This window comes from Burkholderia sp. BCC0044 (assembly GCF_902832955.1).
In the GTDB taxonomy this organism is placed as follows: domain Bacteria; phylum Pseudomonadota; class Gammaproteobacteria; order Burkholderiales; family Burkholderiaceae; genus Burkholderia.
Window position 1 is genome coordinate 70,706 of the sequence record NZ_CADFDO010000009.1, and the last position, 12,502, is coordinate 83,207.

General features: G+C 64.9%; 15 protein-coding genes. 4 read left to right on the forward strand and 11 right to left on the reverse strand.

Features of this window, described 5'->3' with window-relative positions:
* Nucleotides 1-23 precede the first annotated feature (23 nt).
* The 7 genes from tssG to HWX14_RS34500 all read right to left on the reverse strand — a co-directional run bounded on the left by tssG (nt 24) and on the right by HWX14_RS34500 (nt 6,825).
* Entirely contained in the window at nt 24-1,124 is a 1,101-nt protein-coding gene (tssG, locus tag HWX14_RS34470) for a type VI secretion system baseplate subunit TssG (RefSeq protein WP_175886566.1), read from the reverse strand.
* Nucleotides 1,088-2,923, reverse strand: a complete 1,836-nt coding sequence (tssF, locus tag HWX14_RS34475) for a type VI secretion system baseplate subunit TssF (protein WP_175886567.1) — start codon at nt 2,921-2,923, stop codon at nt 1,088-1,090. Before tssF ends, tssG begins: the two co-directional genes overlap by 37 nt.
* A 76-nt stretch (nt 2,924-2,999) precedes the next feature.
* Complete coding sequence (gene tssE, locus HWX14_RS34480) at nt 3,000-3,485, reverse strand: type VI secretion system baseplate subunit TssE (RefSeq protein WP_089488119.1); 486 nt, start codon at nt 3,483-3,485, stop codon at nt 3,000-3,002.
* Nucleotides 3,486-3,547: 62 nt separating this feature from the next.
* Nucleotides 3,548-4,051, reverse strand: coding sequence for a type VI secretion system tube protein Hcp (locus HWX14_RS34485; RefSeq protein ID WP_006477093.1), 504 nt, complete (start codon nt 4,049-4,051; stop codon nt 3,548-3,550).
* A 70-nt stretch (nt 4,052-4,121) separates the two neighbouring features.
* Entirely contained in the window at nt 4,122-5,612 is a 1,491-nt protein-coding gene (tssC, locus tag HWX14_RS34490; RefSeq protein WP_175886568.1) for a type VI secretion system contractile sheath large subunit, read from the reverse strand.
* A 15-nt stretch (nt 5,613-5,627) separates the two neighbouring features.
* Nucleotides 5,628-6,143, reverse strand: coding sequence for a type VI secretion system contractile sheath small subunit (tssB, locus tag HWX14_RS34495; RefSeq protein WP_027783377.1), 516 nt, complete (start codon nt 6,141-6,143; stop codon nt 5,628-5,630).
* 46 nt (nt 6,144-6,189) lie between these two features.
* Entirely contained in the window at nt 6,190-6,825 is a 636-nt protein-coding gene (locus HWX14_RS34500; RefSeq protein WP_175886569.1) for a tetratricopeptide repeat protein, read from the reverse strand.
* Nucleotides 6,826-7,199: 374 nt separating this feature from the next.
* Here HWX14_RS34500 and tssJ point away from each other — a divergent pair, with 374 nt between their 5' ends.
* The 3 genes from tssJ to icmH all read left to right on the forward strand — a co-directional run bounded on the left by tssJ (nt 7,200) and on the right by icmH (nt 10,039).
* A complete protein-coding gene (gene tssJ, locus HWX14_RS34505) occupies nt 7,200-7,811 on the forward strand; it encodes a type VI secretion system lipoprotein TssJ (protein WP_175823991.1) in 612 nt (203 codons plus the stop codon).
* Nucleotides 7,812-7,913: 102 nt separating this feature from the next.
* Complete coding sequence (gene tssK / locus HWX14_RS34510; protein ID WP_175886570.1) at nt 7,914-9,260, forward strand: type VI secretion system baseplate subunit TssK; 1,347 nt, start codon at nt 7,914-7,916, stop codon at nt 9,258-9,260.
* Complete coding sequence (icmH, locus tag HWX14_RS34515) at nt 9,257-10,039, forward strand: type IVB secretion system protein IcmH/DotU (RefSeq protein ID WP_175886571.1); 783 nt, start codon at nt 9,257-9,259, stop codon at nt 10,037-10,039. The genes tssK and icmH overlap by 4 nt, the downstream gene beginning before the upstream one ends.
* Before the next feature lie 113 nt (nt 10,040-10,152).
* On the opposite strand, the gene HWX14_RS34520 is transcribed toward icmH, so the two are convergent.
* The 3 genes from HWX14_RS34520 to HWX14_RS34530 form a co-directional block, all read right to left on the reverse strand.
* The gene (locus tag HWX14_RS34520; RefSeq protein ID WP_175886572.1) at nt 10,153-10,488 is read right to left on the reverse strand and encodes a hypothetical protein; all 336 of its coding nucleotides are present in this window, start codon (nt 10,486-10,488) and stop codon (nt 10,153-10,155) included.
* Nucleotides 10,489-10,562: 74 nt separating this feature from the next.
* Nucleotides 10,563-10,721: a hypothetical protein gene (locus HWX14_RS34525; RefSeq protein WP_175886573.1), complete on the reverse strand. Its 159-nt coding sequence runs from the start codon at nt 10,719-10,721 to the stop codon at nt 10,563-10,565.
* Between the two features lie 14 nt (nt 10,722-10,735).
* Nucleotides 10,736-11,053, reverse strand: coding sequence for a hypothetical protein (locus tag HWX14_RS34530; protein WP_175886574.1), 318 nt, complete (start codon nt 11,051-11,053; stop codon nt 10,736-10,738).
* A gap of 342 nt (nt 11,054-11,395) precedes the next feature.
* On the opposite strand from HWX14_RS34530, the gene HWX14_RS34535 reads away from it, so the two are divergent.
* Nucleotides 11,396-12,196, forward strand: a complete 801-nt coding sequence (locus HWX14_RS34535) for a transporter substrate-binding domain-containing protein (protein WP_011546588.1) — start codon at nt 11,396-11,398, stop codon at nt 12,194-12,196.
* Nucleotides 12,197-12,298: 102 nt separating this feature from the next.
* Here the strand turns inward: HWX14_RS34535 and HWX14_RS34540 are convergent, their stop codons facing one another.
* Entirely contained in the window at nt 12,299-12,502 is a 204-nt protein-coding gene (locus HWX14_RS34540) for a hypothetical protein (protein WP_089466519.1), read from the reverse strand.

A 12,502-nucleotide genomic window follows, 5' to 3' on the forward strand; every position in this document is an offset into this window, starting at 1 on the left:
TCGATTGCGTGTTGTTGTTAGGGTCAGTGAATCACGTGCAGCTCGTAGCGGGCGTCCGAGCGATCCTCGAGCGCGTCGCGCGTGCACAGGAACGCGTCCCAGCCGAGCCGCGAGCCCGCGCCGAGCACGCTCGCGCCGACTTCCGTGCGCTTGAGCACGAGCTTCACCTCGTACTCGAGCGTGACGCCGGCGAGCAGCGTCAGCATCCGCTCGAGCGCGACGGCGTGCGCGCCGCCGGGCAGGAACGCCTCGTAATCGCGCTTGGACAGCGGGCCGACGACGATCCGCGCGCGCATGTCGCGCTGCCACACGCGTTCGCCGACGAGCGCCGTCGCGCCGAGCACCGCGTTGACTTCGCCGAGCACGCTCAACTGGTCGGGCGGCACGTCGTACCACTTGCCGATGAACTGGTCGATCTTCACCGGCACGCGGAAATAATCGGACAGCGTGCGCTGCAGGTAGGCGGCCGACATCGGCCGGTGCCGCGCGGCGAGCGCATAGCCGGCCACGGCCTCGTCGAGCACGCCGCCCGGGCCGGCCGCGAGACTGTCGCGCACCTCGTCGCTCGGCACGCCCGCGATCGCGAGCAGCAGCGGCAGGTAGCGCTCGTCGCGGTCGAGTTCGTAATGGAACGGCAGCCGGTACTTCTTCCACGCCGCATAGAACAGCGCGGTCGCGCGGTTCGAGAACACGTCGAAGAACGCGCGCGCCGCGTGGTCGCGCCGCAGGTGCTCGCGCGCGACGATCTGCTCGGTGTAGTGCAGCGGCAGCGCGCCCTGCCCGCCGAGCAGCCCGAAGAACGCGGGCGTCAGCTCGACGCGGCCGAGCTCGCCGGCGGCCAGCGCGGCGCCGCGCTGCTCGTCGGAGTTCAGCGGCGCGCCGTCGTCGTCGAACGAGCGCGCGCCTTCGATCTCGCTCGGCGGAAAACCGAGCGACAGCGTGTTGCGGAATGCGATGCGCTGCGCGACCACGTCGCCCTGCCGCCACGCGCCGGGCGCATCCGACGCCTGCCGCGCGAACAGCCCTTCGAGCACGCGCACCGCCTGGAAGAACTCGAAGCGGTGCGGCTCGTCGAGCAGCGCATCGACTACGCCAGGATCGATTCGCCGGTTCGGGGCTTGCATCGGATGATCTCCTCGCCGGTGCGCTTCGACACGACGACCAATTGAACGAAACTGTTGAGGTGGACGTACAGCCCGAAGAAGCTGTCGAGCACGCGCACGAACGACGCGAGGCTCGCGCCGACGAAGTGTTCCTCGTCGATCGTCAGCCGGATCTCGATGCCGCGCACGAAGGTCGCGAACGGCTTGCCGGGCAGCCACTGCACCGCGCCGCGCTGCTCGACGCCGACGAGGCCGTCGATCTGGCGCATCGATACGGCCGTGCGCCGCAGGTCGTACAGCGTCAGCATTTCCTTCAGCGGCGCGAGGCCGTGCGCGACGAGCGACACGTGGTTGAGCGCGAGGTGCGACACGAGTCGCCAGTGCGCGGCGCGGCCGCGCTCGAAGCGCACGCTCTGCGTCGGGCGGCGCAGCAGCGAGATGCCGCTCGTCTGCGCGCCGCCTTCCTGGAACAGGTCGCCGCCTTCGAGGCCGAACGCGAGCATCGAAGGCAGGTCGCGGTTCGTGCAGGTGAGGTCGAGGCTCAGCGTGTCGGTTTGCGGCGACGTCGGCTCGAAGTCGATGTCGACGATCGAGATCTCGGTTTCGTAGCCGGGGCTCTTCTGCGCGACCCAGTCGTTGCGGCGCGCGAACCAGTAATGGCCGATTCGCGCCGCTTCACCGTGATGCAACGAATAGAACGGCCGGAACTCGATCACCGATTCCTCGTGCGCCTGCTGCCGGACGAGCTTCACCGAGTCGATCGAGTACACCTCGTACGCGAACGCGCGCCGCGCCTCGGCGATCACCGGATACGAGACCGCGCGATGCGTGATGCGAATCGGCTCGCCGTGCTGGCGGAACAGGTTGACGATCGGCGTGCAGAACAGGCGGAAATGGCTCGCGGTCAGCAGTTCGAGCAAGCGGGCGACGTGTGAATCGCTGCGCACGTCCTGCAGCACGAGGTGCAGCGTCGCGCGCTGGCAGCGGCCCGACGCGCGTGCGATCGCCGCGAGGTCGAAGTCGACGAAATCGAACTTGTCGGGGAATGCGAAGTATTCGGTGAGCAGCCGGTACGCGGGATGCGACTTCGCCGGATAGTCGATCAGCGCGTCGTCCTCGGCGAAGCCGGCCTGCGCGATCGGCAGCTTGCGCAGCGCGGTCCAGCGGCCGTTGCGCTCGGGCTCGACATACGCGCCGAGCACGTTGACGAACAGGCAGTCGGTCAGCGCGGCGACGAACGACTGCTCGCCGTGCAGGTGCGCGCGCAGCGTCGACAGCTTCAGCGCGCCGAGATCGAGCTGCGCGGCGAGCGATTCGAACGTGATCGAGATCACGCCCGTCGCATTCGACGGCAGCACCGTCGCGCTCGGCGCGAGCGCGACCGGCGTGTAGCGCGCCTCCGAGATGCGGATCGGCGCGAGCGTCACGTCGTAGGCGGTGCGGAACCGGCATTGCACGCCGCGGATCGGGCGGCTCTTCAGCTCGGTGCCACGATCGATCACGACCGGTTCGGTCTGCTGGCCGGGCGAAGCCGGCGTGAACTGCGCGATCGAGCACGACGGGAACGGCCGCAGGTAGTGCGGATACAGCACTTCCAGCAGCGCTTCGGTGAATTCGGGGTAGTCGTCGTCGAGCTTCTTGTTGATGCGCGCGCCGAGCAGCGCGAACGACTCGATCATCCGCTCGACGTGCGGATCCTCGCAATGCTCGCCGGACAGCGCGAGACGCGCGGCGATCTTCGGATAGCGTTCGGCGAAATCGCGCGAATAGCGCCGCAAAAACGATAATTCGCGTTCGTAATACGGCAGCAATTCTTCCATCGACGACCCCGAACCTCAATATTTCCTGCCGGACCTGATTCACCACCGGGCGGTCCGGCCCGCTCGGCGGCTTGGTTTACTGCATGCGTGCCGCGCGTGCGCGCGTGACCGAATACTGCAGCGTCGACGGTTGCAGCATCGCGTCGAAACTCACCGGCTCCTCGGCCGGGTGCACGACGAGCAGCGCCTGGATCGCGAAGTACAGCGCGTTGGTCGCCTGCTCGTTCAGCTCGAACGTCACCTGCACCTGCTGCAGGCGCGGCTCGTGGCGCGCGATGGCCTGCTGGATCGACTTGCAGATGAACGCGCGATCGTAATGGCTCGCGAGGCTCAGCCCCGCGAAATCGTTCAGCCCGTAGGTCAGCACCGATTTCTGGCATTCCGGCAGCGTGGCCAACTCGTTCTCGGTGTGCGCGATACGGGTGTTGAGGATCGCCTCGACGTCGCGGGCGACCGTGTTCTTCAGCTCTTCCAGCGACAATTGCCGCATCGCTGCCGAGGCCGGCAGGTGCGGTTCGTCGTCGAACAGCTTGTCGAGAAAACTCGGTTCGAATCGTTTCATCGGCCGGTGTTGACAGCGAAAACGGCAACGGGACGCCGAGCGCCCCGTTGCCGCAACCGACCTTAGACCGCGTAGGTCTTGTCGTTCTTCGTCAGGCTCCAGGCGCCTTGCGTGTTGCCGCCCTGGTTGCCGCCGATCTTCTGCTGGGTTTGCTTCCACTGCACGGCTGCGTACTTCAGCGAGAACGTCTCGAGGGGCAGACCTTCCTCGCGAACGCTCGGGGCGATGCTCGAGATGATCACGTACTTGAGCTTGACTTCCAGATACTGCACGCGCTTGCCTTCACCGTCCGCGCGCGAGAAATGGACCGTCACTTCGTCGAACGTGGTACCGCCCGAAGCGTGCTGGTACAGCAGCGGGCTCGACGAATCGATTTCCTTCGTGAAGATCATGTCGCCGTGCTCGCAACGCGTCATCGTGTGACCGCCAGCGGTCGATGCGGTTGCCGAACGCGGCTGAACGATCGAGTGATCCCACGATTTCAGCTCGATCCAGCCCTGGTGGTCCTTGTCCGCGGATTCGCCCTTCACCGCGGGACTACCAAACTGCAAGTGCATATGTAACATGGCCCTTCGACTCCCCAAAGAGGTGGTTTTAACGTCCTACCCAGGCGGCCCGCCCGGGCGATTTACTCGCTTATGAATTTGCCGGTTTGGGCAGATCAGCGACAAGTCGCAGAGAAATCGAGAGTTCGTCGAGCTGAAAGTGCGGGCGCAGGAACGCGACCGAACGATACGAGCCCGGCTTGCCCGGAATCTCCGACACTTGTATGGATGCCTCGCGCAGCGGAAATTGCGCTTTCTGTTCCTGCGAGGCGTTGTCGTCGAGCAGGACGTACTGCGAAATCCACCGGTTGAGGAAAGTCTCCACGTTCTGCGCCGACGCGAAGCTGCCGATCTTGTCCCGCATCATCGCCTTCAGGTAGTGCGCGACGCGCGATACCGAGAAGATGTACTGAAGCTGGGCGGACAGGACGGCGTTCGCATTCGCGCTGTCGGTGCTGTATTTTTTGGGTTTCTGCACCGACTGCGCAGCGAAGAACGCGGCGTAATCTGAGTTCTTGCAATGGACGAGCGGGATGAAGCCGAGGTCGCTCAGCTCCTTCTCGCGGCGATCGGTGATCGCGATTTCGGTCGGGCACTTCAGCGCGACTTCGCCGTCGTCGGTCTTGAACGTGTGGGTCGGCAGATCCTCGACGAGGCCGCCGCCTTCGACGCCGCGGATCGCCGCGCACCAGCCGAAGTCGTCGAACGCGGCCGTCAGGCGGGCCGCAAAGGCCCATGCCGCGTTGCACCACAGGTACTTGTCGTGATCGGTGCCGTCGACTTCCTCGACGAAGTTGAAGTTCTCCGCGGTCTGGCCGTCCTTCGGATTGAACGGCAGGCGGCCGAGGAAGCGCGGCAGCGTCAGGCCGACGTAGCGCGAATCCTCGGCGTCGCGGAACGACTTCCACTTCGCGTATTCGACGGTGTCGAACACCTTGCCGAGATCGCGCGGCTTGCCGAGGTCGGAGAACGACTCGAGGCCGAGCAGCTCCGGCGACGCCGACGCGATGAACGGCGCGTGCGCGGCCGCCGCGACGTGCGACATCTGCTCGATGAAGTACATGTCCTCCGGCTGGCGCGAGATCTCGTAATCGCCGATCAGCGCACCGAACGGCGAGCCGCCGAACGTGCCGAATTCCTCTTCGTAGACCTTCTTGAACAGCGCGCTCTGGTCGAACTCGCTCGCGCCCTTGAAGTCGCGCACGAGGTCGCGCTTCGGCGCGTGCAGCGCCTTGATCTTGATCGTCTGGCCGGTGTTGCTTTCCTTGACCAGATAATCCAGCCCGCGCCACGTGCTTTCGAGGCGCTGGAATTCCGGCGCGTGCATCACGGCGGAAAGCTGCGTGGAAATCAGGCGGTCGAGTTCCGCGACGCGCGCGTCGATCGTGGCCGACAGGTTGTCCGACACGATCACCGTGCCGTCGAGCACCTGGTGCACGAGTTCGCCGATCAGGTCCTTCGCGCGCGCATGCTCGGAATCGGATTTCGCGACCTTGCTCTTCTCGACGATGTCGTCGAGCAGCGAAGTCCCGGCGGCGTATTCCGCGCCGCTCGCTTGGGCCGCAGCCGTTTGCTGGTTCATCTCAACACTCCGTCGTCATTCGCCGTCTTTGTCGCTGCCGGTGCCCTTCGCGAGCTCCTGCAGCTGCTGGGTGTTCTTCAGCACCTCGGACAGCAGATCCTCGAGCTTGTCGTTGCCGGCGAGCTTGTTGCGCAGGTCGGCGAGCTTCGAGCGCGCCTCGAGCAGGCGGCGCAGCGGCTCGACCTGTTCGACGACTTCGTCCGGGCTGAAATCCGACAGCGAGCGGAACTTCAGGTCGACCGCGAACTTGCCGCCTTCCGGGCTCAGGCGGTTTTCCACCTGGAACGCGGCACGCGGCTCGATCGCCTTCATCACGTCGTCGAAATTGTCGCGGTCGATATTGACGAACTTGCGGTCGCGCAGCTTCGGCTGCTCGATTTCGGACTGGCCCGCCAGATCGCCGACGACCCCGACGACGAACGGCAGTTCCTTCACCTCGATCGCATCGCCCTTCTCGACCTCGTAGGTCAGCTGGACGCGCGGCGGCCGTATTTTCTGCAAGCTTTTCTGAATGCTTTCTTTCTTGGCCATCTCGACGGCTCCCAGGTTAGTTGTGGTTATCGCGTCAGTTGCGGTTTCAGTTGCGCAGTGCGCCGAACGGGTCCGCGCTGCCCTTTTGCGCCACCGGCGGCGTCGGCGCGCTCGGGGTGGTCGGCGCAGCCGCATCGGCGGCCGGTGCGGCACCGCCCTTCGCGCGATGGACGACCCGGCGCGGCGGGCGCGGCTTCACGGTCTTGGTTTCCGGCGGAAACAGCGCCGATTCGCCGAGCGTGTCGCGCAGCTGCTTCGCGAGCGCCTGCGCGTCGGACTTCGCGTCGCCCGCGAGCGACGCATCCTGGCGCAGCTCGCCGAGCGACTGCGTCGCGATCCGCAGGCCGGCGACGGCCAGCACGCTCTTCGCCTGACGATCGGTCGCGTCGCGCTGCAGCGCTTCCTGGGCGGCGACGATCGCCTGGCCGTAATGGTTTTGCGCGAACTGGATTTGCGCGATGCGCGACCACGGCTCCTCGCGCGTCGGATCCGATTTCGCGAGCTGCTGGTACAGGCCGAGCGCCTTGTCCTGATCCCCCGCCTTCGCGACGGCGTCTGCATCGGCCAGCGACTTGTTGAACACCTCCGCAGTCGGCGGCGCGGGAGGCTGGCTCGCACAGCCGGCGATCACGCCGCAAGCCACCACTACCCCAGACAGTTTTGCGAACAGACGGTCTTTCATCGTTATATCCACCGGCGCGTGAGTTTTAAATCGTTGAGAATCTGGTTCTTTTGCTTTGCAAGAAGCGCGCGGGTATAGTACCGATCAATTTTTCATAATTCAATCGTCGTGTGAAGAGTAATTCCTTTTAAAACCGGGCGCTACCCCCTCGAATGGCCGCTCGCCGTGGGCTCGCGGCGGTTTTTTCCCGGGACTGGAGCGCGCAAGTTTTACTGGTCGCACGACGCGCCGCCCGGATGGCGGAAAAAATTTCCGGACGCTCGCCGCGACGCGGGCGTGCTTAATAGTTGAACGGTGCAATTCCGGGGATCCGCAGCGAACGTGGTAATACCCGGCAGTTTTGACAGGGATAAAGGCGGCACGCCGGAAAAACGATGAGATCGTCCATGATTCGCTACGCGCTGCCGCTGCTTGCGTGCGCCCTTCTGGCCGGATGCGCGGCCGCCCCGCTGCTCGGCTCGGCCGCCAGCGCCGTGATGTCCGCGGCCGGCATCGGCAAGCCCGAGGTGCCCGACGCGCAGAAGCCGCCGCGCAACATCGGGCTCACGCTGGCCGCCGCGCCGAACCTGAATGCCGCGACCGACCACAAGCCGCTCGCGCTCGTCGTCCGGCTTTATGCGCTGAAGGACCCGACTTCGTTCCAGCAAGCGCCATTCGATGCATTTACCGATCCGACCAAGGAAAAAGCCGCACTCGGCGCCGATTTGCTGAATGTGCGCGAAATCACGCTGATTCCTGGCCAGCGCTATACGGCAACCGAGAAAGTGTCGCGCGAAGCGCAGGCCTTCGGCATTGTCGCGCTGTTCCGCGATCCCGCGCTGCAACGATGGAAACTGACGTTCGATCCGGTGAAGTCGGAGAAATCCGGCATAATCATCGGCCTGCATAATTGCGCGATGACGGTCACCGACGGCACGGTCATCGCACCGCAACAGGGTGCGCCTTCGCAACCGCTGAATTTGCTTTCTTCGGTCTCTTGCGGTTAAACATGACGCACGGATGTCAATTAACAAGAGTTAACACTTGGCGATTTAATTCGGGCACGAACAAATCGATTACATCGCAACGCCACATTAACCGGATTTGACATGAGTTATTCGGCCAAGGTGCTGTGGGGGGAAGGGCTGTTCCTCCGGCCTCAACACTTTCAACGGCAGGACGCGTACCACGAGGCGCGCCTGTTCGAGTCCATCCAGGCGATCCAGCCGTACAACTGGGGCGTGCGCTCGGTGCGCATCGATCGCGACGCGCTCGGCAGCAACGTGCTGCGGGTCGCCGAGCTCGCGCTCGTGTTCCCGGACGGCGCGCTGTATGCGGCGCCGCAGGCCGACGACCTGCCGCCGCCGATCGCGCTGGACACGTTGCCCGACGGCATCAACGAATTCGTGTTCTATCTCGCGCTGCACCCGCTGCGCGAAAACGGCACCAACTACAGCGACGATCCGGCCGCCGGCTTCATGACGCGGTTCGTCAGCGAGCAGACGAGCGTCGCCGACAACTTCACCGACGCCGCCGAAGCCGACATCACGTTCCTGAAAACGCAGGTCAAGCTGATCGCGCACAGCGAGCCGCGCGACCAGTTGCTGTCGGTGCCGCTCGTGCGCGTGCGCCGCACCGCGACGTCCGGCTTCGAGATCGACGACAACTTCGTGCCGCCGTGCCTCGCGATCGACGCGTCGCCGATCCTGCACCAGCGGCTGCGCCAGTTGGTCGACGCGCTGCAGGCGAAGGTGAACGCGCTGTACGGCTTCCACCGCGAGCCGTCGAAGAACATCATCGAATTCCGCTCGGGCGACATCGCGTCGTTCTGGCTGCTGCACACCGCGAACGCCGCGTTCGCGACGCTCGCGCACCTGCACCAGCACGCGGCGCTGCATCCGGAGCGGCTGTTCCAGGAACTGCTGCGCCTCGCGGGCCAGTTGATGACGTTCTCGAAGGGCTATACGCTCGCCGACCTGCCCGTGTACCGCCACGACGATCCGGGCCCGAGCTTCGCGCGCCTCGACCTGATGCTGCGCGAACTGCTCGATACCGTGATCTCGACGCGCTACTTCGCGATCACGCTCGACGAGGTGCGCCCGTCGTTCCACCTCGGCCGCCTCGATTCCGGCAAGATCGACGACAAGACCGAGTTCTACCTCGCGGTGTCCGCGGACATGCCGAGCGTCGAGCTCGTCGATGCGGTGCCGGCCCGCTTCAAGGTCGGCGCGCCCGACGACGTCGACAAGCTCGTGTTGTCGGCGATGCCCGGCGTGCGGCTGTCGTACACGCCGCAGGTGCCGCCCGCGATTCCGGTGCGCCCCGGCGCGTGCTACTTCGCGCTCGATTCGCGCAGCCCGCTGTACGAGCGCATGCTGCAGGCCCAGTCCGCGATGATCTACGCGCCGACTGGCATCAATGACCTGAAATTCGAACTGATCGCGGTCACATCATGAGCTACGCGCCTTCCCTGTTCGGCGACAACGTGCCGCCGCCCCTGCACAGCCCGGCGTCGACGGACTCCGCGTTCCAGGCCCGTTCGCTGCTCGATCTGCTGTACGACGGGTTCTTCATGCTGTTCCTGCTCAAGAACGGGCGGGAGCCGGATAGCGCGAGCGAGTTCAGCACGCGGATCCAGGAGTTCCTGTCGGATTTCGAGCGCGGCGCGAAGAAGCTGAATATCGCCGCCGAGGACGTGTACGGCGCGAAGTTCGCGTTCTGCGCGGCCATCGACGAAATGGTGCTGTCGTCGCAGTTCAAGATCCGGACCGACTGGGAACGCCGGCCGCTGCAGCTCGTGCTGTTCGGCGAGCAGCTCGCGGGCGAGAAGTTCTTCCAGTATCTTGAGGAAGGCCGTGCGCAGGGTGCGGCGCGGCTGCAGTCGCTCGAGGTGTTCCATATGTGCCTGCTGCTCGGGTTCCAGGGCAAGTATCTGCTCGAAGGGCCGGAGAAGCTCGCTTATCTCACCGCGCGGCTCGGCGACGAGATCGCACACATGAAAGGCAAGCGGGCTGCGTTTGCGCCGCATTGGCCGCTGCCGGATCAGATCGCGCACCGGTTGAAGCGCGAGGTGCCGGTCTGGGCGATCGGGACCGTGTTCGCGCTCGTCGCGCTGCTCGGGTATCTCGGGCTCAACACGTACCTGAAGGACAAGACACTGCAGGCGTTGGCGCCGTATTCGCAGGTGATCAAGGTGGGCCCGGAGTCGGCTAATTTGACGATTTCGTTGCCGTAAAGGCGCGCGTTTTTCGAACGCCGCTTCATCGAAAAAGGACCGCGTGGCGGTCCTTTTTCGCTTCTGACGACTTTGTCTGGAGAACTGAAGATGATCGACGGCGCGTCGATACGTCACGCCATCCAGACGTCTTCGTAGCCGGCATCGTCGATGATGAAGCGTGCGCCGGCCGGCAATCGCAGATAGGGCAGAACCGAGGGCAAGTAGGTCGACAGGTGCGCGGCGTGCAACGGCTGATAGAAGTCGGCGGCGTCGGAATATTCGCCGCAATGGAAGAACCAGCCGACGTTGTCGCCTTCGGACAGTGCGATGCGCGTGCCGTAGACAGGCATGCGCCCGAGCGTCGACATCGCGACGGCAACCATCTCTTCCGGTTCGACGGCGTGCAGCCCGTAACGGGCGCAAATGGCTTCCTGTTGCGCGCGCAACGTTGCCGGATCGTCAGCCATGTTCATTTCTTCCTGTCGTGCGGCGAGTCAGCCGGGTTGCCAGCATAACCGCGGATCGGCGCCGCCGATCGTCGTCACCGTTGCGTCGCTCGCGTCGAGGCGACGGTCGAGCGATCGCGACCGTTCAGTCGTTCGACGGCCGCGATCGCCTGCGCGGCGTCGTCGCACGACGCTTCCGTCACGTGCGAACGGTTGCCGATGGTTGTTTCCTCGATCACTGTCGTCGTTCGCATTCGACAGCGTGTCGTCACAACAAGATGAATGCGTCGTTCTCGACGTAGAAGACAAACGCATCGAGCAATTGTGCGACGCTCGGTTCGTCGACCTGATCGTGCGCATTGATCACGATGTCTTCGATCGTCGCGCTGTCCAGCGTGACTTTCCAGCCGGGCTGCGCTGCAATGACAGCCGCGACGTCGGCTTCCGCGTCATCGGCATCTTCAAAAAACGCCCCCTCGGTGTCGAGCGTCCACGGCATCGGCGGCAGGTAAAGCCACCCGGAGAAATCGCCGGGACGTTCGAGAATATGGTGCAGCGACACTGCGGTCGTGGAATCGAGCGACATGGGTATTGCGGTGGTATCCGGATTGATTGCGTTGCATCGGCCGCGAGCCATCCGCGGCAGGCCGTGATTATGCCAATTCCTCGCGCGCCCGCCTGCCGGTGCACGTCGGTCCGGGCCCGATGATCTCGGCGTCCTCCGGCGGACGGCTTTCGTCAGCTTATTCGGCAAGCGCGAACGCGTCACCGGTTTCCGCTGAAATCGATTGCAATCAGGGCCAATTCGACTTCCGGCGCGGCGCGGTTGCGAGTAGTGTCTACGTGCCCGTATTCCGGCCCACCGGGGCGGCCAGCGCCCGGTGCCCGGCGCTCACCACAACACCCTACTGAACACTGGAGATCTGCGATGAAACGTTCGAAGTTCCTGCTGTCGGGCCTGCTGCTCGCGTCGGCCCTCGGCTTCACGGCCGTCGCCGCGCACGCGGACGACCTGCTCGATTCCGTGAAGAAAGCCGGCGTGCTGCGCGTCGGCCTCGAAGGCACGTATCCGCCGTTCAACTCGCGCGGCACGTCCGGCCAGCTCGAGGGCTTCGACGTCGACGTCGCGAACGCGGTCGCCGGCAAGCTCGGCGTGAAGACGCAGTTCATCCCGACCGAATGGAGCGGCATCATCGCCGGGCTGCAGGCCGGCAAGTTCGACGTGATCGTCAACCAGGTCACGATCACGCCGCAGCGCAAGGAAGCGCTCGACTTCAGCGAGCCGTACACGTACTCGGCCGCGCAACTGATCCAGCGCAAGGACGACACGCGCAACTTCAAGTCGCTCGACGATTTCAAGGGCAAGAAGCTCGGCGTGACGCTCGGCACCAACTACGACCAGATGGCGCGCACCGTGCCCGGCATCGAGGTGCAGACCTATCCGGGCGCGCCGGAGAAGCTGCGCGACCTCGCCGCGGGCCGCATCGAGGCGACGCTCGACGACCGCCTGATGCTGCCGTACATGATCAAGACGTCGAACCTGCCGCTGCGCGCGGGGGCGGTGCTGAACGGCGGCAAGCAGGAAATGGCGATCCCGTTCCGCAAGGGCAACCCGAAGTTCGAGAAGGCGATCAACGACGCGCTCGAGTCGCTGCGCAAGGACGGCACGCTGAAGAAGATCTCGACGCACTGGTTCGGCAGCGACGTGACGGTGCCGGTCGCGCAGTAAGCAGCCTGGCGCGCGTTCAATGCGTCACGCTTTTCGCTGCGGCGAAGGCGTGACGCGCAGTTTCAGCCGTCTCCTCTCCTTCTTCCCCTTTTCCGTTTTCCGTCAGGCCGCCTCGTCGAAGCGGGCAAGCAGCATCTGGCCGATCGGCGTCAGCGCCGGACGCGCCGCTATTTCGTTCACGCGTACCTGCGTGTCGTCGACCAGCCGCTTTTCGACGAGCACGGCAAAGGCCGGGTTCGCGAGGTCGACACTGTCGGGCGCGCGCGCAATGCGCAGCAGCATAGAGAATTCATGCGGACTCAACAT